This is a genomic window from Streptomyces albicerus, from assembly GCF_008905045.1.
Taxonomy (GTDB): domain Bacteria; phylum Actinomycetota; class Actinomycetes; order Streptomycetales; family Streptomycetaceae; genus Streptomyces; species Streptomyces albicerus.
The window spans coordinates 299119-319386 of the sequence record NZ_VWMY01000001.1 but is presented as its reverse complement, the minus strand read 5'-3'; the positions used below and the strand labels follow the sequence as shown (position 1 = coordinate 319386).

Sequence of the window (20268 nt, the reverse complement as noted above, 5' to 3'; positions counted from 1 at the left end):
CAGACGACCCGCAGACTCCACCCCACCCAAATCAACACGGCGCCGTACTAGCCCGCACAACCAACCGCGTAGACAACTCCGTCCGAGTCCCCTCAGGCTGCTCCCCCGCCATCATCCGCACAAGCAAGCGCAGCGCCGTCGCAGCCATCTCCGAAAGCGGCTGGCGGACGGTCGTCAAGGCCGGCGAAGCCCAGTGCGCCTCGGGCAAGTCATCGAACCCGACCACACTGACATCGCCCGGCACGGACAGCCCCCGCTCGGCAAGGGCGCGGAACACACCGAGGGCCATCCGGTCCGAGCAGACGAAGACGGCCGTGGGCGGCTCCGGCAGATCAAGGAGCTCCAGCATCCTCCGGTGCGCCGCGGTCTCGTCGAAGCTGCCGTAGCGCAGGTACTCGGGGCGGTGGCGGATACCGGCCGCCGCGAGGGCCGAGCGGTAGCCGGCGACGCGCGCGCTGCTGCACATCTTGCGGCGGTAGCCGGCTATGACCGCGATGCGTTCGTGGCCGAGGGCGAGCAGGTGCTCGGTCGCGGTCACACCACCGTGCCAGTTGGCCGCGCCGACCGAGACGACACCGGGCGGCGGCTCGAGTACCGGGTCGATCAGGACGAACGGGATGCGGTGCTGCTCCAGCCAGGCGTACTGGGACGGGGTCAGCTCGGCGAGGTTGAACAGCACCCCGGAGGAGCCGCGCGTGGAGAGCTTGTCGAGCCAGCCACGCTCGGGTCGGCCGCCCCGGGTCCGGGTGAGGCCCGCCGAGACCACCACCTCGAGGCCCGCGTCGTGCGCCGCCTCCTCCACCCCGTGCAGGATCGCGCCCGACCAGGAGCTCTCCAGCGAGTGCACGACGAGATCGACCAGGCCGGGTGACTTCACCGCGTCGAACCGGGGTCTGCGCACATAGCCGAGGCGGTCGAGCGCCTCCGTGACCCGGCGGCGGGTCTCCGGAGCGACGTCCTCGCGGCCGTTGACCACCTTCGAGGCCGTCGGCACGGACACGCCCGCCTCGCGGGCGACGACCGCGAGGGTCGGCCCGGCCACGCTCCCGGTACGCACCATGAAAGCCCACCTCTCTAGGCCCCGTCCCGAGGGCCGACGAAAGTTTCGGGTAGAAAGCGCTTCCTACAGTAAGGCCGCCGCGACTCGCCGTGGAAGAGCCGGTATTCAACGGAATTCCACGGGGCCGAAACTTTCGAAATGTCGAACGCGCAGGTCGTGGGCGGCTTCCTCGCGCCGCCCCATCCCGGCGGGCGGGCGGGTACACGGCGGATTTCGACCTTTTGGGGCTGCGTGACACGGGCGTTCTGTGATGCGCTGTGGGGGCAGACCCTGTGGTTCCCGCAGTGGGAGGAGATGGTCGAATGACCGAGGGTCCCGTGGTCAGCACCCCTCACGGTGCCGTACGAGGCCGTTACGAGAACGGCCTCGCCGTGTTCCGTGGCATTCCCTACGGCGCCCCGCCCTTCGGCCCCCGCCGCTTCCGGCCGCCCGTCCCGCCCGATCCCTGGGACGGTGTGCGCGACGCGGGCGCGTTCGGGCCGACGCCGCCCAAGCCGCCGTACTCCGAGGCCTTCGCGCAGCTGCTCTCCGACCCGGTCGTGCCGGGCGACGACATCCTCAACCTGAACGTGTGGACCCCCGAGCCGGGCCCCGGCGCCCGGCTCCCGGTCATGGTGTGGATCCACGGCGGGGCGCTGACCCGAGGCTCGTCGGCGGTGCCCGTGTACGACGGCCGGTCCTTCGCCCGCGACGGGGTGGTGTTCGTCTCCCTCAACTACCGCCTGGGCGTGGAGGGTTACGGCCTCTTCCCGGACGCTCCGGCCAACCCGGGCCTGCGCGACCAGCTCGCCGCGCTGGAGTGGGTTCGGGACGCGATCGCCGAGTTCGGCGGCGATCCGGACCGGGTGACCGTCTTCGGCGAGTCCGCCGGCGCGATCAGCATCGGGGCACTGCTGGCGAGCCCCCGCGCCCAGGGACTGTTCCGGCGGGCCGCGCTGCAGAGCGGCCCGCCCGAGGCGACGGAACGGGACAAGGTACGGCGCCTGGTGCGGCGTATGGCCGCCCGGCTGAAGATCCCGGCCACCGCCGAGGCGTTCGCCACCATCGACCGCGCGGCCCTCGCCGAGGCCCAGGCCGAGGCCGGCCGCCGCGCCAGCCCGGTCCTCGGCGGCCCCGCCTTCGGCATCGTCGTCGACGGCGACCTCGTACCGCGCGACCCGCTGGAAGCGCTGCTCGAGGGCGGCCCGGCCCGGGATGTCGAGCTGCTCCTGGGCTGGACCAGCGAGGAGTACCGGCTGTGGCTCGCGCCCACCGGACTGCTCGAGCGGATCGACCGGCTCGGCCCGGTCGCCCTGGCCGGCGCGATGGCCCGCTGCCGCTGCGGTCCCGAGGTCCCGCGCGGCTACCGCCTGGCCCACCCCGACGCGAGCACCGGCGACCTGGTGGGCCAGCTGGTCACCGACTTTCTCCTGCGCGTGCCGCTGCACCGCCTCGCCGACGCCCACCGGGCACCCTCGTACGTCTACGAGTTCGCCTGGCCGTCGAATGTCCCCGGCCTGGGTGCCTGCCATGCCCTGGAGCTCGGCTTCGTCTTCGACACCGCCGACGTGCCCGAGTCCGCGAAGCTTGCGGGGCCTGGGGCCCCGCAGTCTCTTGCCGGTGAGATGCACTCGGCGTGGGTGCGGTTCGCTGTTGACGGGGATCCGGGGTGGGCGGTGTGGGACGAGACGCATCCGGTACGGGTGTTCGGGACAGGCGATCCCATGGTTGTGCACGGGCCTCGGGATCGGGAACTCGGGCTGTGGGAGGCCGAGTTCGCTGCCTCGGAGGTTGCGGGTCCTGCGCTGCCGAGGCCGGGTGTGGTGCCGTTGTCTGTGGTGCGGCGGCTTCGGCGGTCGGGGGGTGTGCGGCGGGTGTGACGGGTGCGGGTCGTTTGTGGCTGGTCGCGCAGTTCCCCGCGCCCCTAAGGGGGCGCTGTACTGCACCGGAGTTGGTCAGCGTGCCGATCAAGCCGACGCCTCGGCCGCCTCCTCCGCCGATAGCCGGGGGCGAGTCTGCGTCGCCCGCAGCTTTGCCCTTGCCGTGGCCGTCGGGTCGGTCGGGCGGCGTGTGTGCCAGGCCGTGGTTGCCTGGTAGGCGGCGGTGACCTCCAACAGGCGGTCCTCCTCGTACGGTTGGCCGCCGAGGATGGTGCCGACCGGTACGCCGTTGGTGCCGAAGCCGATGGGGAAGGCGATCTCTGGGAGGCCGAGGATGTCGAAGGGCACGGGACCCGTCTGCAGCACCACGTCGCAGTCGTTGAGGATGCCGTCGAGGACCTCCCGCAGGAGGTGGGTCTTGGCGCGCTGAGCCGTGATCCACTCGTCGCCCGAGAGCATCAGACCCTGCAGCCAACTCAGCAGGGACACACCGAACTTGGTGGGATCCTCACGCAGCCAGTGCCGGAACGGCTCGGTGCGCTCGGCGAGGCGGGCCGCGTTGAAGGTGCCGGTGAGCAGGGCCCAGTCGGCCGGGTAGGTGATGTCGACCAGCGTCACGCCCCGGATCGCGGCCAACTGGTCCAGGAAGGCGCCGCGCATCTCCTTCTGGGAGGAGAGGAAGTCGGCCGGCACACCGATTCTCGTGGCGCGGCGCAGGCGAACTCCCTTCGACGCGACGGGAGTTGCGGACCGGATCAGATCGGGTACGACCGGCAGCCCAAGCGTGCGCGGGTCCTTGGGATCGGGCCCCGCCATGATCTGGAGCATGATCGCCGCGTCCATCGCATCGCGCGCGAGCGGCCCCGCGTGATCGCGGGTGAAGGAGAGCGGGATGACGCCGTGGATCGACACGCGCCCCATCGTCGGCTTGAGCCCGGTCAGGTTCTGCTGGTTGGACGGCAGCACGATCGAGCCGCCGGTCTGGGTGCCGATGGACGACGAGGCGAGCCGTGCGGCCACCGAGCAGGCGGGCCCGGTCGAGGAACCGCCGGGATCGACGGACGGGTCCGCCGGCGTCCAGGCGTTGACCGTCGTCACCGTGCCGTTCGGCTTCGTGGCCCGGGTGGTGGCCAGCGGTCCCATCTGCCCCTTGCCCAGCACGATTCCGCCGGCCGCCTTCAGCCGGGCCACGGCGGTCGCGTCCTCGTCCGGCACGAAGTCCTCGAAGATGAGGGAGTTGCACCGGGTGGGCACACCATCCGTGAAGTAGTTGTCCTTGATGCAGAGAGGAATCCCGCGGAGGACGCCGATGGGGCGCCGGTCGGCCTGCCGCGCCGCCTTCAGAGCCGCCTCGCCGGTGACTTCCGCGTACGCCTGGTACGTGGAGTCGTAGCGCTCGATCCGCTCCAGGTACGCCTCGGTGAGCTCCGTCGCCGTCAGCTTTCCGCGCCGCATCAGGACGACGGCCTCGGCGAGGGTGGCTTCCGAGGGATCCTGCCGGGCGGCCTGCCGTACGTCGATGTCGGGGATCCGGAGTTTCGCCGCTGTCGCGGCACTCGCGGGCGCCGCGCTCTGCAGTGCGACGCCGCTCGCCACCGCCGCCGAACTCGCCAGAAACACACGTCTGTTGAGGGCCCGGCTCATCACTCCTCCGCCTTCCCGGTCCACGCCTCGGTGATCGACGGGTACAGGAGGGGCGGCGAGGCCTGCTGGCCGTACGCGGGACTCGTCGCGGGGGCCGCCCACCCGGCTATCGCGCCCGGGGTCGACGCCACGAACGACCGCAGAGACGCGAGAACTTGGGCCTGCGTCGGCACTCCGGTCGCCGGGTCGGCCTTCTCGGGGAGCAGCGTCAGATCGAAGCCCGCCAGCGCGAGTCTCGTCCGGACGTATGCGTCCAACTGCTCCTGCGTGGGCGGCTGCACCTCGGCCAAGGGGGACCTCCGTGATCGACGTACCGGCATGACGGGCATACAGGCATGACGGATGTACGGGCGTAACGGGCGTACAGACGTAACGGGCGTACGGGTAAGGGGACTTCACCACCTGTCCGTGAAGTCCTCATTGAGCCCGTGCTTCACCGGAGTTACGTAGGCCGCCCCTGTAACAGGAGAGGCGCCCGCTTCCGCAACACCCGTGCCGTTACGCCACCTTGAGTGCTTCCGAGATCCCCGCGATCGCCGTCGGTCCCACCCGGCAGCATCCGCCGATCAACCGGGCTCCGGCCGCCTCCCAGCCGGTGACCTGCTCGGCGGTGAAGGTCGAGTGCCCGCTCCAGGCGCGTGCCTCGGCGTCCCAGGTCTCGCCGCTGTTCGGGTAGACCACGACCGGTTTGCCGGTGACGCGCGCGGCGGTCTCCACCGCGCGGTCCACGTCGTCCGGGGCGCAGCAGTTGACACCGACCGCGATCACGTCGTCGGCGTCGGCCGCGAGCGCGAAGGCCTCCTCCAGCGGCTGCCCGGCCCGCGTCCGGTCCCCGGCGACGCTGTACGACAGCCACGCCGGTACGCCGAGCCCGCGCACGGCGCGCAGCAGAGCCCGCGCCTCGTCGGCGTCGGGCACGGTCTCAAGGGCGAGGACGTCGGGTCCGGCGGCGGCGAGCACTTCGAGCCGGGGCCGATGGAACCGCTCGAGGTCGTCGACGCTCAGTCCATACCGGCCCCGGTACTCCGAGCCGTCCGCGAGCATCGCTCCGTACGGGCCCACCGACGCTGCCACCCACAGCGGCCGGCGCACCCCCTTGGCCTTCGCCTGTCGTGCCGCCTCGCGGGCGAGGTTGACGCTGAGCGCGAGCAGCTCGGCCGCGCGCTCGCGGGAGATACCGCGCTTGGCGAAGCCCTCGAAGGTCGCCTGGTAGCTGGAGGTGATCGCGACGTTTGCGCCCGCCTCGAAGTAGGCGAGGTGTGCCTCGGTGATCGCCTCGGGCTGCTCGGCGAGCAGCCGGGCCGACCACAGCTCGTCGCTGAGGTCGTGCCCGGCTGCTTCCAGCTGGTTGGACATACCGCCGTCTAGGACGACCGTGCCGGTGGCGAGGGCTTCGGGGAGGGAGGCAGGGGTGTCGCTGGTCATGTCTTGACGTTAGTCGAAGCGGGGGCAGGCACTCGCTCGGTGTTTGAGGGTGCGGGTTGTGTGGGACTGGCCACGCCCACGCGGCGGAGCCGCACATCGATGCAGCCCCGCGCCCCTAACAGATTGAACGGGGCGCTCAGGCCGGGCTGTCCCACAGTGCGGTGCTGTGGGCAGCGGTCAGTGACCCGATCCGGTCGAGGACGTCCTCGACCGGTAGTGGGTCGATGCGGCGGCCGTCTCGCAGGCGTAGCGCCCCCCGGTCGTCGGTGGCTTCTTTAGCGCCGATCACCGCCTGGTACGGGACCAGGCGGGACTCTCTGATACGGGCGCCCAGGGTGCCGCGCTCGGGGCCGGCGATCTCGGCCCGCAGCCCTCGCTCGGCGCAGCGATGCGCGAGGGAGGCGGCGTTCGGGAGCTCCGCCTCCGAGATCGGGAGGATCACCAGCTGGGTCGGGGCAAGCCACGCCGGGAAGGCGCCGCCGTGCTGTTCCACGAGGTGGGCCACGGCGCGTTCCACGCTGCCGATGATGCTGCGGTGCACCATGACCGGCCGGTGTTTCGCGCCGTCCGCGCCGATGTAGTGGAGGTCGAATCGCTCGGGCTGGTGGAAGTCGACCTGCACGGTGGACAGGGTGGACTCCCGGCCCGCGCCGTCGGTGACCTGGACGTCGATCTTCGGCCCGTAGAACGCGGCCTCGCCCTCGACCGCCTCGTACGGCAGCCCTGAGCGGTCCAGGACCTCGGTCAGGAGGGCGGTTGACCGCTGCCACAGTTCGGGCGCGGCGACGTACTTGCCGCCTCGGCCAGGCAGCGAGAGCCGGTAGCGGGCCGGGCTGATGCCGAGCGCCTCGTACGCCCGGCGGATCATGGCCAGGGCGGCCCGGGCTTCCTCCGCCACCTGGTCCAGGGTGCAGAAGATGTGCGCGTCGTTGAGGTGGATCGCGCGTACGCGGGTCAGCCCGCCGAGGACTCCGGACAGCTCGGAGCGGTACATGCCGCCCAACTCGGCCATTCTCAGGGGTAGTTCGCGATAGCTGTGCGAGCGTGAGCGGTAGATCACCGCGTGGTGAGGACACAGGCTCGGGCGCAGCACGACTTGCTCCGCACCCAAATCCATCGGCGGGAACATGTCTTCGCTGTAATGCGACCAGTGCCCCGAGATCTCGTACAGCTCCCGCTTGCCGAGGACCGGCGAGTACACGTGCCGGTAGCCCGCCCGCCGCTCCTCGGTACGGATGTACTCCTCCAGGGTGTGCCGTACGACCGCCCCGTCGGGCAGCCAGTACGGCAGCCCCGCGCCGATCAGCGGGTCGGTGTCGAACAGGTCCAGCTCGCGGCCGAGTCTGCGGTGGTCGTGGTCGTGGTGGTGGTTGCCGTGGCTGTTGTTGCGGTCGTTGTCGTTCATGGTGGCGGTCTCCTCGTCGACGGGTTGGACCGGGCGAGTGACCGCGTACGCCGAAGCCCCGGGGCACTCGCCCCGGGGCTTCGGACTGGCTCATAGGTCAGCGCGCCGGGACACTCTCCGGCGTCGTCGTCATCATGTGGGCGCGCTTCATGGTGGGGACCGTAGCAACGGGGTGGGGGAGCGCGCACGGGGTTTTCCTCCCGGCCCTCTGTCCCCACGGTCCTTTAAGATCACCGCATGCGTGAAGCCGCCCCGCTCACCCCGCAGCCGGCCGACGAAGTCCGCGACATCTTCCAACTCCCGCCCGAACAAGCCCAGTTCGAGACCCTCACGCACAACCCCAAGAACGGCGTCACCGGCGGCGTCTGGCGCGTCACCGCCGGCGAGCGGTCCGCTGTCCTGAAGGTGCTCACCCGTGCCAAGGACACCACCGAGACCTGGGCCGCCTCGGAGGACCCGCGCCACTGGAACTTCTGGCGACGCGAGGCCCATGTGTACGAGGAGGGGCTCGCCCGGGCCTGGCAGGCGTGGGGCATCACCGCGCCCCGGCTGCTCGCCTCCGTCGAACGGCCGGACGGCGACGTGGCGTTGTGGCTGGAGGACGTACAAGGCGAGCCGGCCACGAAGTGGCCGGTGGCGGGGCACGTCCGGCACGCCGAGCGCCTCGGCGCGGCGCACGGCAGGGCGCTCGCGGACGGCGTGGTCCCGGACCGGCCCTGGCTCAGTCGCCGTTTCCTGCGGGACTACACCGCCGGTCAGAGCGTGGGCCGGGAGCTGCTCGACGACGACGCCGCGTGGCAACAGCCGCTCGTACGCGACCACTTCCCCGACGGACTGCGCGAGCGGATGGTGCGGCTGCACCACGAACGCGAGTGGTTCCTGCGGACCATGGAGTCGCTGCCCCGGGTCTTCAGCCACCTCGACCAGTGGCCCGCGAACCTCGTCTCGCATCGCGGCGAAAGCGTCCTGTTCGACTGGGCGTTCGCCGGCGACGGCGCACTCGGTGAGGACATCGGCAACTACATCCCCGACACCGTCCTCGACCTGTTCCAGCCCGCCGCCCGGCTCCCCGAGCTGGCGACCGCCGTGTACGACGGCTACGTACGCGGCCTGCGCGCGAGCGGCTGGCAGGGCGACGAACGTCTCGTCCGCCTCGGGGTGTGCGCCTCCGCCGTCAAGTACGACTGGCTCACCGCCCTGATGCTGTCCCGCGCGAGCGACGAGCAGCAGCTCGACTACGGCGGGAGCCGCACGGTCGAGGCCGAGCGCCGCTACCGCGAACGGGGCGTGGTGCTGGCCTTCCTGGCGGACTGGGCGGAGGAGGCAAGGCGGCTGGCCACCGAGCTCGGTCTCGATCGCTGACGGCGTTCAAAGCACTGAACACCATCAGCCACTGAACGCCGTCAGTCGTCGAACGCCGTCGCCCGTGCCACCTTCTCCCACGCGGCGATCTCCGTACGCACCGCGTCCAGGTGCCCGATCACGGCGTCAACCCCGTCGTCGCCGAGTGGCAGGCGCAGCGGGGTGTTGTCGGCCTCCAGTGCGGTGATGATCGCGGCGGCGGCCTTCGCGGGGTCGCCAGGCTGGGTGCCGTCGCCGGAGGCGACCATATGGCGGGTCGGTCCGACCGTGTCGGCGTACGCGTCCAGCTCCGCGCTGGCGCTGATGTTGCCGAACAGGCCGGTGCGGAAGGCGCCCGGTTCGACGATCAGCACCTTGATGCCGTGCGGCCGGACCTCGTCGGCCAGCGCCTCGGACATGCCCTCCAGCGCGAACTTCGTACCGCTGTAGGCGGAGAAACCGGCGAAGGACAGTTGGCCGCCCATACTGCTGAGCTGCACGATCGCCCCGGAGCGGCGGGCGCGCATGTGCGGCAGCACGGCCCGGACCAGGGCGGCGGGCCCGAAGACATGGAGGTCGAACAGTTCCCGCAGTTCCTCGTCGGTGGTCTCCTCGGCGGCGCCGACGTGGCTGCGGCCCGCGTTGTTCACCAGCACGTCGATCCGGCCGTGGCGCGCGGCCACGTCCCGCACGGTCGTCTCGATCCCCGCCAGGTCCGTGACATCCAGGGGCAGCGCCTCGATCTGGTCCGGGTGGGCCGCGACCAGATCCTCGAGCGTGGCCGGGCGGCGGGCGGTGGCCACCACGACGTTCCCGGCGGCGACGGCCGCCTCAGTGATCGCCCGCCCGAAACCGCTGTTCGCCCCGGTCACCAGCCATACCTTGCTCATCACGGTCTCCTCGTTCGTCGACTCTGTGTGTGTCTGTTCGCTGTCTCCCTCTGCTGACAAGCCTTGTCCCGAGGAGCCTCGCCCGTCCAAGACCCGTCGTGATAACCAATGGCTATGGACGCCCACACCAGGGATCTGCGGTACTTCGTCACCGTGGCGGAGGAGCTGCACTTCACCCGCGCAGCCGAACGGCTCTACGTCTCCCAGCCCGCGCTGAGCAAGCAGGTCAGGGCGCTGGAGGGGCAGCTGGGGGCGCCGCTGTTCGAGCGCGACAGCCAGGGCGTACGGCTGACACCGGTCGGCGCGGCACTCCTGCCGTACGCCCGGCAGGTCCTCGCCGTCTGGCGGGACGCCCTGGACGCGGCCGAACGCGCGAAGGCCGAGCAGGCGGCCACCCTCGTCGTCGGCATGAGCACCAGCCCCGCGCGCGGCGGCCTGCTCCCGGCGATCCGCTCCCGCTTCACGGAGGCCCACCCCGAGGTCACCCTCCGGCTCCGGCAGATCGGCTGGGAGGACGCGAGCGCCGGGCTCGCCGACGGCACGGCCGACGTGGCCTTCGTATGGCTGCCGCTCCCGGACGCCGACCGCTACACGTACGTCGTGGTCGCGGAGGAACCCCGGATGGTCGCGCTGCCCGAGCAACACCCGCTGGCCGCCCGGGAGTTCGTCGATTTCGCCGACCTGCTGGACGAACCGTTCCTCGCCCTGCCGAAGAGCACCGGGGCGCTGCGCGACTACTGGCTCGCCCTCGACGAACGCGGCGGCCGCCCGCCCCGTATCGGCGCCGAGATCGCGAGCACCGACGAGACATACGAGGCACTGGTGGACGGCCGCGGCGTCTGCCTGGTCGCGGTCGGCAACGTGCCCCTGATCAGCCTCGGCGGTGTCATCACCCGCTCGGTCCACGGCATCGCGCCCAGCCGGCTCGCGCTCGCCGCCCGGGCGGAAGACCGCCGCCCACTGGTGCTGGACTACCTGCGGGCGGCGAGGAAGGTCGCGGGGACCGTCCGATGAGGCCCACATGCGGGCGTTCATCCGGGACCGTCGCTCACCCGGTGGCGGAGTGCCGCCCGCCCCGTCGCCGTCCGCCCCCTCGCTGTGCGCGCCTGCGCCTGACCACCGCAATCATCGGCGCGGCCAGCAGCCCCAGCACGGCCGCGGCCAGCCACCACGCGCGCGATACGGAGCTCTCGTCGGCCGTGTTCTGCGTATCCGCGGCCTTCGGCACGACCGACTCCCCGGCCGCGCGAGCGGTCGCGGACGGGCTCGCCGTTGCGGCGGTCAGGACGACGTCGTTGCCGTCGCCGCCCCGGTAGCTGATCCGGTACTTGGTCTTGCCGACCTCGACCGTGGCGCCTTCCTTGAGCCCGGTGAACGTGCCGGTCGTCTTCGTCTTGCCGGCGTGGTCGATGAGTGTGACCGTTTCCGCCTTCGGCTCTGCCTTCGCATTGGCCTCAGCCGTCGTTTCCGCTGTGGGTTTCCCCTTCGATACAGCAGCAGGGCGGGCGTCCAGCTTTCCCGCCAGCGTGACCTTGCCGCCCACCTTCAACGCCCCGTCCCGCACGGCCAGTTGACCCCCGGCGCGCTGCGTGTAGTCCCCGGTCACCGTCACCCCGCCGGAGACCTTGCCCGTACTGGTCACCGAGCCGACGACCTTGCCCTTGCCGGACAGGGACGTGGCCAGGTTCAGCGCCTGCCCGGGCGCTTTGCGCACGTCGAGCCGCGCCCCCGCCGTCGTGAGGCGGAACGCCTTGCTGCGGGCCAGGCCCGTCCCGTCGAGCGCGAGCGTGCCCTTGGTGACCGTCGTGGTGCCGGTGTACGTCACCGCACCGCCCGTCAGCGTCGTCGTCGCGGTTCCCGACTGCGTGAGCGAACCGCTGCCGCTGATCCGGGACAGGGTGAGCGGCTTGGACGTGTTGCGCAGCACCAGCGAGCCGTCGTTGACCACCTTGTAGAGGTCGCCCTTGGTGTAGAGGCCGCTGTCGCCGCCCGCCTTTCCGCTGCCGAGGCGCAGCACCGCGCCCTTCTGGACGGTCGTGGAGCCGTTGTAGTACTGGACGGCGGCGAAGGTGACGTCATTGCCCTTCGTCCCCTTGATCACGATGTCCCCGGCGCCGGGCGCGGACAGTGTGTCGTGGAAGACGCCGCCGCCGATCGGCGCACCCAGCGTCACCGGCCCGTTGTAGTCGAAGGTGAGCAGCGAACGGGACCTGGCCGCAAGGAGGTTGATGTAGACGGTCTCGGCCGTGCCCGGCATGAAGATCTTGTTCGTCGTCCCGTCGCCCCACTGGACGTTGGCACCCTTGATGTTGGTGCCGCGCTTGTTGATGTTCTTGCGTGCGGGCGTCCAGTTCAGGGCGGGGTCGCTGAGAGAGGGGTTGGTGTCGCCGCCCTGGTTCGACCAGCTGTACTGGCCGGTCAGAACGACCTTGCTGCCCGGCCGGGACTGGACGTTGATGTCGCTGCCGTACTCGCGCTGGTAGAAGTCCATGCGCTGGGTGACGGTCTGGCCCAGCGGGGTGTCGACGGTCCAGGTGCCCTGGTTGAGGACCTTGCGCATGTTGGGCAGTGACGTCGCGTACTCCGGTCGTCCGGCGTTCGCCTGTGTGCCGTTGTCGATCACCCCGGAGAAGGGGTGGGTGCCCGAGATGTCCCAGGTGCCCCAGAGGAACCTGGGCTGGGTGATCAGCCCGGAACCGCTGATGGTGCCCAGGTTGTAGGCGCTCTTCAGGGAGAGCCGCAGGGTGCCGTCGACCCGGATGTTGTCCTGGTTGAGCCGGAACGCCGGGGTGTTGTACGGAAAGTGGCCGATCAGCCCGGTGGTGCCGCCGTTGCCGTACTGCAGGGTCGCGCCGCGCTCGACCGTGATCGCGGGCGGGTCCGGGTTGGCCGTGGTGACGTACGGGTGGTTGCCGCCCTGCGTCCGCACCGCTTGCCGCTGCCGGGACTTCGGGAGGGTGAAGTCGCTGTCCTTGGTGAGGACCAGGGTGCCGGAGCCGCGCACGGTGAGCGTGCCCTCGCCCCGGAACACCCCGTCGTACGTCGTCTCGCCGGCCGGCACGGTCACCACGGCGTCGCCGCTCAGCGTCACGTCGCGGTCGGCGAGCACCGCCGCCGTGACGTCCTGCGCCCCGGCGGGTGCCGCCGCCGCGCCCGGTGCCATGACTCCTGTCGCGACGACGACGGCGAGCGCCCCGCCCGCACCTGCCGTCCGTACGCGAATCCCTGCCGCCCGCACGTGGATGTTCTTGTTCACGTCCGTGGAGACGGGCGGACCCGGGGGCCGATAACAAAAACTTGGGCTCCAAAAGTTTGTCTCTTCAGTTCGCTCCCGACCCGTTGACCTCCTCGTAACACGCCCGTACGGTTTCGGCGTTTCGTAATGTCGGATGTTGTTCGAAATTGTGAACGTGAGCGTGGAGGGACACACGCATGAGCCGCAATGACGTCGACCCGCCCGAGGTTCCCAGTCGCAGACTCGTCCTGAAGGGCGCCCTGGCCGCGGGCGCGCTCACGGCCGTCCCAGGGGTCGCCCAGGCCGCCGCCCCGGACGCCGCGGGTGGCACCGGCCCGTACGTGAACCCGCTCGTCCGGAACCGCGCCGACCCGCACATCCACCGTCACACCGACGGCTACTACTACTTCACGGCCACGGCCCCGGAGTACGACCGGATCATCCTGCGCCGCTCCCGGACCCTGCGCGGGCTGTCCAGGGCCGCCGAGTCGGTCATCTGGAAGAAGCACACGAGCGGGGACATGGGCGCGCACATCTGGGCGCCGGAGATCCACCACATCGACGGCAAGTGGTACATCTACTTCGCCGCCGCGCCCGCGAACGACATCTGGGCCATCCGTATCTGGGTCCTGGAGAACACCGCCCGCAATCCCTTCCAGGGGACGTGGACGGAGAAGGGCCGGCTGAAGACGGCCTGGGAGACCTTCTCGCTCGACGCCACCACCTTCACCCACCGGGGCACCCGCTACCTCTCCTGGGCGCAGCACGAGCCCGGCATGGACAACAACACCGCGATCTGGCTGTCCGAGATGGCGAACCCCTGGACCCTGACGGGCCCCCAAGTCCGGCTCACCACACCGGAGTTGCCCTGGGAGACGATCGGCTTCAAGGTCAACGAAGGCCCGTCGGTCATCGAACGCAACGGTCGCGTCTTCATGTCGTACTCGGCGAGCGCCACCGACTTCAACTACTGCATGGGCCTGCTGACCGCCGACGCCGACAGCGATCTCATGGACCCGGCGAACTGGTCCAAGTCACCGACGCCGGTCTTCACCAGCAACGACACCACCAAGCAGTACGGCCCGGGCCACAACAGCTTCACCGTCGCCGAGGACGGCCGCACCGACGTCCTCGTCTACCACGCCCGCCAGTACAAGGAGATCGTCGGCGACCCGCTGAACGACCCCAACCGGCACACCCGCATCCAGAAGCTGGGCTGGAAGCCGGACGGCACACCGGACTTCGGCATCCCGGTCGCCGACACGCCCGTCCGGGGGCCGAGGGCGACCACCCGTGACCGAACGCTCGCTCGGCGCTCCGTCCTTCCGAGGGAGGGGTAGTGGATCGCGCTCGTAATGGCGGAGACGGTCGCAGTGTCGCCGCTGATGTCGCCTTGTTCGAGAACAGGTCCTGGACCCCCATCCGGGAGCTGCCCGGGCTCACCGGATTCGCACGCCGCTTCACCGTCCTGAAGGAGAGTGTCCGATGACGAGACGCGGGATTTCCATGAGGCGCGAGACCCCCCTGAGACGTGCGTACGCGATCCTCCTGGCCCTCTGTCTGGCGCTCGCCGGAGCGCTGGTGACCGCGGGTCCGGCCCAGGCGGCGCCCCAGGCCGTCACCAACGGCACGCAGTTCACCGACACCAACGGCAACCCCGTGCACGCGCACGGCGGCGGGGTCATCAAGGTCGGCTCGTACTACTACTGGTTCGGTGAGAACAGGAACGCCGACAACACCTTCCGGTACGTGGACGCCTACCGCTCCACAGACCTGAAGAACTGGGAGTTCCGCAACCACGTCCTGACCGAGGCGAGCGACCCGGAGCTGGCGACCGCGAACATCGAGCGGCCGAAGGTCATGTACAACGCGGCCACCGGCAAGTTCGTGATGTGGATGCACAAGGAGAACGGCGTCGACTACAGCGAGGCCCGTGCGGCGGTCGCCGTGTCGGACACGGTCGACGGCAACTACGACTGGCAGGGCAGCTTCCGGCCGCTCGGCCAGCACATGTCCCGTGACATCACCGTCTTCGTGGACACCGACGGCGCCGGCTACATGATCTCGGCCGCCCGCGAGAACTACGACCTCCAGATCTACCGGCTGACGGCCGACTACACGGGCACCGCGAGCCTCGTCGCCGACCCGTGGCACGGCGGCCACCGCGAAGCCCCGGCGCTGTTCAAGCGGGGAGGCGTCTACTTCATGCTGACTTCGGGGGCGACCGGCTGGAACCCCAACCAGCAGCAGTACGCCACGGCGACGTCCATCGCGGGCCCGTGGACGGCGATGACGAACATCGGCGACTCGACGACGTACGGCTCCCAGACCGCGTACGTCCTTCCCGTACAAGGCAGTTCGGGCACCTCGTACCTCTACATGGGCGACCGCTGGGGCAACTCCTTCGGCGGCACCGTCAACGACTCCCGTTACGTCTGGCTGCCGTTGACCTTCCCGAGCTCGACCACGATGTCCATGTCCTGGTCCCCGGAGGTCACCGTCGACACAACCGCCGGGACGGTCACCGGGACGAGCGCCACGTACAACACCCTGATCGCCCGCCACTCCTCCAAGTGCGCCGACATGACCAGCCAGTCGCTGTGGCCGGGCGCCCAGATCAAGCAGTACACCTGCAACGGCGGCAATAATCAGAAGTACTGGTTCAAGTCCGTCGGCAGCGGCTACTACCAGCTGAACGTGCGCAACAGTTCCCTGTGCGTCCAGGAGAACGCCAACACGGTCACACAGGAGAACTGCAGCTCCTCGGCCACCAACCAGCAGTGGTCACTCACCACCACCGGCTCCTACGTGAACATCAAGTCCCGTGCGACAGGTGAATGCTTGGACGTCAACGGCGCGTCAACCGCCGACTCCGCCGCGGTGATCACCTACACCTGTAACGGGGGAACCAACCAGCAGTGGACTAGGGGGAGTTGAGCAGGAGCATCTGGGCCGACCGGTCGACGAGGTCGCGCAGCACGGGCACGTAGGCCTCGTCGCCGCCCAGTCGGCCCAGAATGCGGTGCGCCTCGTCGCGGAACTTGTGCAGGTCCTTGCGGTACCGACGAAGAACAGCGGGCGCGAGAAGGACATTCGTCAGTTCTGCTCGCGCCCCGTCGGCATTCCTTGAGGCGGCGTGCAGGTTCAGAATGTGTGCCCTGGACCGGGGCGAGGCCTCCTCGAGGGCGCATGCGAGCAGATAGGTCACGGTGCCGTTCCGCAGGTCTTCATTGCGGCCGGAAAGGATGTCTTCCTGGTCGTTGAACAACTGCCACAGGATGCCGAAGACATCCCCGAACTCGCGCCACAGTTGTATGCGCTCATGGTCGGCGCCGGCCAATATCGCGCCCATTGCCGATATCATGCCGAAGGGCGCGCCGGATTTACCTCGGTATACCGTGATCGTGGAGTCTGTCGTGGCGTCGTCGGCATCTCCGCTCATGTCGTTCAGTTGCCCTTCGGTGGCAACGATCCAGCAGTTCACCACCTCGGCCGTCAAAGCACCGCGCACCGGCTCCGGGACCTGCTGCGACCGGACGACGTGCAGGGGAAGTACATGCCCTGTGATCATGGATGCCAGCAGCGCTTCGTGCTCGCTGAGCACGCCGGAGACGCGTGTGCCCTCCCCGTCGGCCAGGTCGTCCAGATAGCAGGCGGAAGTCCACCACAGTATGTGCACGGCGGACAGCGGAACAGCCGGTTCGGGGGCGCCTGTCTCCGCGGCGTGGACCAGCATTGGTAACACCTGCAGGGGATATGTGAACTTCTGGTGCTGTAAGAGCTTGGCGACTGCGTTCTTGACGGCGGTGGAGGACGGACCGAGCCGTTCGACAGCGGCTGTCATCTCCGCCTCGATATCTGCGGAGTGCTGCTGATAAATGTCCATGTACGATTTGGGATTCACGTCAATTTTCCTTTCTGTCCAGGTTCACGGAAGCGATTCGATCACTTTTGGGTGAGGGTGAACCAGGGCGATTTTCGGCCACGGCATTCCATCTTCCGCATCCCTCTAGAAAGCGCTTACTCTTCGGGGGTACGGTCCAGCCGCCAGGAACCGCCGCGCTGTTGTCACCCCGCTGGAGGAACCGCGTTGAGACGCACGACGATCACCCTGCTGGCCGCGCTGACCGTCGCCACGGCCTTGTCCGCCACTCCGTCCCAGGCGCACAGCCGTGGCCTGGGGAAGGAGAACTGCAGCGCTACGGGCTGTCACTTCGACGTTGCGCCGGGCACGTACGACGTACGCGTCCGGCTCGGTGGTGACACCGCGGCAAGCACCGGCATCAGCGGGGAGACCCGGCGCACGCTGCTCGCCGAGACGCCCACCGAGGCGGGCGAGCCGGTGACCCGCAGCTTCACCGTGAACGTCCGCACCCCCGAGGGCGAGCCCACCGGGCCCGAGGGCACGCCCGGTCTCGACCTGGTCATCGGCGGCTCGGCGCCCGCGCTCGCCGACATCCGCGTCACCCCGGCCGGCCGCCACCACACCCGCCAGATCTTCCTTGTCGGCGACTCCACGGTCTGCGACCAGCCGGGCGACCCCTACTCCGGCTGGGGGCAGCAACTTCCGCAGTACCTCCGCAAGGGCGTCTCGGTCGCCAACTACGCCGATTCCGGGGAGAGTACGGTCTCCTACCTCGCCAACCCGCAGCTCTTCGCGACCGTCCAGCCGCTGATCCGCAAGGGCGACCTGGTCCTCATCCAGCTCGCGCACAACGACAAGCAGACGGACGAGGCGACGTACCGCGCGAACCTCGAAACGCTCGTCGCCGGCATACGCGACAAGGGCGGCCGTCCGGTCCTGGTCACGCCCATCGTCCGTCGCTGGTTCAACACCGACGGCACCCTGAACAACAACACGGCCCTCCTGGTGAACGGCCTGGGCGTCGACCATCCCGCTGTCACCCGTTCGGTCGCCGCCGCGCACGACGTGCCGCTCATCGACCTCACGGCCAAGACGAAGGCGATGGTGGAGTCGCTGGGCGTCGAGGGCTCCAAGGCGCTCTACCTCTACAACGAGAAGCGTGACAACACCCACACCTCCGCGCACGGCGCGACGGCGTACGCGGAGCTCGTCCGCGACGAACTTGTCGCCCAACACCTGGTGCCCGAGCGCCTGGTGAGGTGAGCTGGACTCCTGGGGCGTCCTGACCGGAACCGGGGCGCCCCAGGTAGTACACACCTGTACGCAGCACGACCCGACCGAGAACAGGAAGCCCGACCGATGCCCGCAGGCCCCGCAGGCGTTCCCGAGAACCGCGCCCTCAGCCCGTACACCGGCTACACCCGCGCCCACTGGGAAGCGGCCGCCGACTCCCTGCTCGCGGCCGTGGAACCGTACGCGACCGAGGACCGTGCCCTCTACCACCTGCCCGGCGAGCATACGAGCTGGTCGGGTCGTCTCTCCGACGGCCTGGAGGGATACGCCCGTACGCTGATGCTGGCGGCCTTCCGTCGCGACGAGAAGGCTCTGGAGCGGTATGCCGAAGGGCTCGCCGCCGGAACCGCGGGCGTCTGGCCCCGCATCGAGGACCGCAGCCAGCCCCTCGTCGAGTCCGCCTCCATCGCCCTCGCCCTGCGCCTCACCCGCCCCCTCCTCTGGGACCGCCTCGACGACGGTGTGCGACAGCGGGCCGCGGCCTGGCTCGGCGACGCGCTGACGGCCGAACCCTGGCCCTGCAACTGGGAGTTGTTCCCGGTGACGGTCGGCGGCTTCCTGGCAGAGATCGGCTACGAGCCCTCGCTGTCCCGTGCCGCGATCGACCGCGGCCTGGACCGTATCGAGCAGTGGTACGTCGGCGACGGCTGGTACACCGACGGAGACGGCCGCAAGTTCGACTACTACAACGGCTGGGCGATGCACCTGTACCCCGTGCTGCACGCCTGGCTGGCGGACGACGCGCGGCTCCTCGACCTGTACGGCGGCCGGCTGTCGGCCCATCTCGCGGACTACGCCCGCCTGTTCGGGGGCGACGGCGCCCCCATGCACCAGGGCCGCTCCCTGACGTACCGCTTCGCGACGACGGCACCCCTGTGGCTCGGCGCGCTCACCGGCCGTACGCCCCTACCGCCGGGGGAGACGCGGCGGCAGGCGTCCGGCGCGCTGAAGTACTTCCTCGACCGGGGAGCCGTGGACGAGCGCGGCCTGCTGACCCTGGGCTGGCACGGCCCCGACTCGGCCGTCCTGCAAGGCTATTCGGGCCCGGCGTCCCCGTACTGGGCCAGCAAGGGCTTCCTCGGCCTGTTGCTGCCACCGGACCACGAGGTGTGGACGGCGACCGAGCAGCCGGGCCCGGCGGAACGGCAGGACGAGCTGCGGCCGGTCGGTCCGCCCAACTGGCTGCTCCAGTCGACCAGTTCGGACGGTCTGGTCCGCCTCCACAACCACGGCAGCGAGGACGTGCGCTACGACCCGTACTACACGCGGCTCGCGTACTCGACGGTCACGGGGCCTTCGGCGTCGTACGACAACAGCGTGATCGTGGGCGACGATCCGAGCCGTACCGGCATCGAGCCGCTGGGAGTGGGCGAGGGCTGGGCGGCCTCCCGGCACACGACGGCCTCCGGCGCCCGGGTCACGAGCCTTGTGCTGGCCGAAGGCGCGGTGGAGGTACGGGCGTTCTGTGTGTCGGGGGCGCCCGAGGGGACGGCGGTGCGGGTCACCGGATGGGCCGCGGAGGACCGTGGCCTACGAGCTGAACTCCGGCCGGTCCACGGCCTGTCGGACGCCCCCGATGGCTTGACCGGTGTCACGACCTCCGCGGACACCGTGTTCGTCTGCCTCGCCCGCCTCACCGCCGAGCCGGACCCGATCCCGCTGGAGGAGTCGGTGGCCGTGAGCGTGGACGGGACGAACGAGATCCACGTCCGCTGGAGCGGCGGGAGCGAGGTGCGGGCCCGGCCTGCGGACGGGGTGGTCGTGGTCAGGAGCGCCTGAGCGTGGAGGTCACAGGCGCCGGTGCTGCGGCAGACGCGTGATGCCGATGAACGTCGCCACGGACGCCGCCGTCGCGGGAGCGAAGGCGGCGAACTCGCCCCACAGGGAATCCTCGAGAGCCGGCACCGCCGCGGACAGGAGGAAGGGCAACCCCCAGCACACCACCCAGGCGGTCAAGAAGGCCGGCCAGCGGTGCCGAACCCCCTTGATCACTTCGTCGAGCGTGGCCACCCACACGACGACCGTCATCATCGATGGCGTCGTGACTTCTTCGTCCCAGGTGACCATCGCGAAGAACGCTCCCACAACCAGGCAGAACAGCCACGCCTGTACCAGGGGCGCCACCGGAGCGGGCCGGCGTGGCATCTCCCGTGGCAGCCAGAAGAACCGCCGCACGCTCCGTACGAAACCGTGCTTCCCCTTGCCGGCCATCGCACCGCCCTCTTCCGGTCCGTGCGCGCACGCGCCTGGC

The 20268-nt window shown here is 70.0% G+C and carries 16 protein-coding genes; 7 read left to right on the top strand and 9 right to left on the bottom strand.

Annotated elements, in window-relative coordinates:
* Positions 1-31: 31 nt before the first annotated feature.
* A complete protein-coding gene (locus GAS53_RS01470) occupies positions 32-1060 on the bottom strand; it encodes a LacI family DNA-binding transcriptional regulator (RefSeq protein WP_151475506.1) in 1029 nt (342 codons plus the stop codon).
* A gap of 302 nt (positions 1061-1362) precedes the next feature.
* Between GAS53_RS01470 and GAS53_RS01465 the strand changes: the two genes are divergently transcribed.
* Positions 1363-2919 carry a carboxylesterase/lipase family protein gene (locus GAS53_RS01465; protein ID WP_192582892.1) on the top strand — a complete coding sequence of 519 codons (1557 nt, stop codon included), beginning with the start codon at positions 1363-1365 and terminating at the stop codon, positions 2917-2919.
* A gap of 87 nt (positions 2920-3006) precedes the next feature.
* On the opposite strand, the gene GAS53_RS01460 is transcribed toward GAS53_RS01465, so the two are convergent.
* The 4 genes from GAS53_RS01460 to thrS form a co-directional block, all read right to left on the bottom strand.
* A complete protein-coding gene (locus GAS53_RS01460; RefSeq protein WP_151475505.1) occupies positions 3007-4563 on the bottom strand; it encodes an amidase in 1557 nt (518 codons plus the stop codon).
* Positions 4563-4853 (bottom strand): hypothetical protein, encoded by a 291-nt coding sequence (locus GAS53_RS01455; RefSeq protein ID WP_225858649.1) that lies wholly within the window; start codon positions 4851-4853, stop codon positions 4563-4565. Before GAS53_RS01455 ends, GAS53_RS01460 begins: the two co-directional genes overlap by 1 nt.
* Before the next feature lie 208 nt (positions 4854-5061).
* Positions 5062-5988, bottom strand: a complete 927-nt coding sequence (gene mmuM / locus GAS53_RS01450) for a homocysteine S-methyltransferase (protein WP_151475503.1) — start codon at positions 5986-5988, stop codon at positions 5062-5064.
* Positions 5989-6124: 136 nt separating this feature from the next.
* Positions 6125-7393: a threonine--tRNA ligase gene (gene thrS / locus GAS53_RS01445; protein WP_151475502.1), complete on the bottom strand. Its 1269-nt coding sequence runs from the start codon at positions 7391-7393 to the stop codon at positions 6125-6127.
* Positions 7394-7630: 237 nt separating this feature from the next.
* Here thrS and GAS53_RS01440 point away from each other — a divergent pair, with 237 nt between their 5' ends.
* Complete coding sequence (locus tag GAS53_RS01440; RefSeq protein ID WP_151475501.1) at positions 7631-8755, top strand: protein kinase family protein; 1125 nt, start codon at positions 7631-7633, stop codon at positions 8753-8755.
* Between the two features lie 41 nt (positions 8756-8796).
* Here GAS53_RS01440 and GAS53_RS01435 read toward each other — a convergent pair whose 3' ends face one another.
* Complete coding sequence (locus tag GAS53_RS01435; protein ID WP_151475500.1) at positions 8797-9624, bottom strand: oxidoreductase; 828 nt, start codon at positions 9622-9624, stop codon at positions 8797-8799.
* 108 nt (positions 9625-9732) lie between these two features.
* Between GAS53_RS01435 and GAS53_RS01430 the strand changes: the two genes are divergently transcribed.
* Entirely contained in the window at positions 9733-10638 is a 906-nt protein-coding gene (locus GAS53_RS01430; RefSeq protein WP_151475499.1) for a LysR family transcriptional regulator, read from the top strand.
* A 34-nt stretch (positions 10639-10672) separates the two neighbouring features.
* On the opposite strand, the gene GAS53_RS01425 is transcribed toward GAS53_RS01430, so the two are convergent.
* Entirely contained in the window at positions 10673-12787 is a 2115-nt protein-coding gene (locus GAS53_RS01425) for an autotransporter (protein WP_225858661.1), read from the bottom strand.
* A gap of 269 nt (positions 12788-13056) precedes the next feature.
* Between GAS53_RS01425 and GAS53_RS01420 the strand changes: the two genes are divergently transcribed.
* Both GAS53_RS01420 and GAS53_RS01415 read left to right on the top strand, forming a co-directional pair.
* Complete coding sequence (locus tag GAS53_RS01420; protein ID WP_151475498.1) at positions 13057-14199, top strand: glycoside hydrolase family 43 protein; 1143 nt, start codon at positions 13057-13059, stop codon at positions 14197-14199.
* A gap of 184 nt (positions 14200-14383) precedes the next feature.
* Positions 14384-15796, top strand: a complete 1413-nt coding sequence (locus GAS53_RS01415) for an RICIN domain-containing protein (protein WP_151475548.1) — start codon at positions 14384-14386, stop codon at positions 15794-15796.
* Here the strand turns inward: GAS53_RS01415 and GAS53_RS01410 are convergent.
* Positions 15783-16763 (bottom strand): polyprenyl synthetase family protein, encoded by a 981-nt coding sequence (locus tag GAS53_RS01410; protein WP_225858648.1) that lies wholly within the window; start codon positions 16761-16763, stop codon positions 15783-15785. The genes GAS53_RS01415 and GAS53_RS01410 overlap by 14 nt on opposite strands.
* Positions 16764-16949: 186 nt before the next feature.
* Here GAS53_RS01410 and GAS53_RS01405 point away from each other — a divergent pair, with 186 nt between their 5' ends.
* Complete coding sequence (locus GAS53_RS01405; RefSeq protein WP_151475497.1) at positions 16950-17987, top strand: rhamnogalacturonan acetylesterase; 1038 nt, start codon at positions 16950-16952, stop codon at positions 17985-17987.
* 96 nt (positions 17988-18083) lie between these two features.
* Positions 18084-19796, top strand: a complete 1713-nt coding sequence (locus tag GAS53_RS01400) for a DUF2264 domain-containing protein (protein ID WP_151475496.1) — start codon at positions 18084-18086, stop codon at positions 19794-19796.
* Between the two features lie 9 nt (positions 19797-19805).
* On the opposite strand, the gene GAS53_RS01395 is transcribed toward GAS53_RS01400, so the two are convergent.
* Complete coding sequence (locus GAS53_RS01395) at positions 19806-20228, bottom strand: hypothetical protein (protein WP_151475495.1); 423 nt, start codon at positions 20226-20228, stop codon at positions 19806-19808.
* Between the last annotated feature and the right edge of the window lie 40 nt (positions 20229-20268).

Excerpts from the sequence above, each read along its gene's own strand:
- GAS53_RS01440 (WP_151475501.1), top strand. The coding sequence starts at position 7,631 with ATGCGTGAAGCCGCCCCGCTCACCCCGCAGCCGGCCGACGAAGTCCGC.
- GAS53_RS01470 (WP_151475506.1), bottom strand. The coding sequence starts at position 1,060 with ATGGTGCGTACCGGGAGCGTGGCCGGGCCGACCCTCGCGGTCGTCGCC.
- thrS (WP_151475502.1), bottom strand. The coding sequence starts at position 7,393 with ATGAACGACAACGACCGCAACAACAGCCACGGCAACCACCACCACGAC.
- mmuM (WP_151475503.1), bottom strand. The coding sequence starts at position 5,988 with ATGACCAGCGACACCCCTGCCTCCCTCCCCGAAGCCCTCGCCACCGGC.
- GAS53_RS01395 (WP_151475495.1), bottom strand. The coding sequence starts at position 20,228 with ATGGCCGGCAAGGGGAAGCACGGTTTCGTACGGAGCGTGCGGCGGTTC.
- GAS53_RS01400 (WP_151475496.1), top strand. The coding sequence starts at position 18,084 with ATGCCCGCAGGCCCCGCAGGCGTTCCCGAGAACCGCGCCCTCAGCCCG.
- GAS53_RS01465 (WP_192582892.1), top strand. The coding sequence starts at position 1,363 with ATGACCGAGGGTCCCGTGGTCAGCACCCCTCACGGTGCCGTACGAGGC.
- GAS53_RS01420 (WP_151475498.1), top strand. The coding sequence starts at position 13,057 with ATGAGCCGCAATGACGTCGACCCGCCCGAGGTTCCCAGTCGCAGACTC.
- GAS53_RS01460 (WP_151475505.1), bottom strand. The coding sequence starts at position 4,563 with ATGAGCCGGGCCCTCAACAGACGTGTGTTTCTGGCGAGTTCGGCGGCG.
- GAS53_RS01435 (WP_151475500.1), bottom strand. The coding sequence starts at position 9,624 with ATGAGCAAGGTATGGCTGGTGACCGGGGCGAACAGCGGTTTCGGGCGG.
- GAS53_RS01430 (WP_151475499.1), top strand. The coding sequence starts at position 9,733 with ATGGCTATGGACGCCCACACCAGGGATCTGCGGTACTTCGTCACCGTG.
- GAS53_RS01425 (WP_225858661.1), bottom strand. The coding sequence starts at position 12,787 with ATGGCACCGGGCGCGGCGGCGGCACCCGCCGGGGCGCAGGACGTCACG.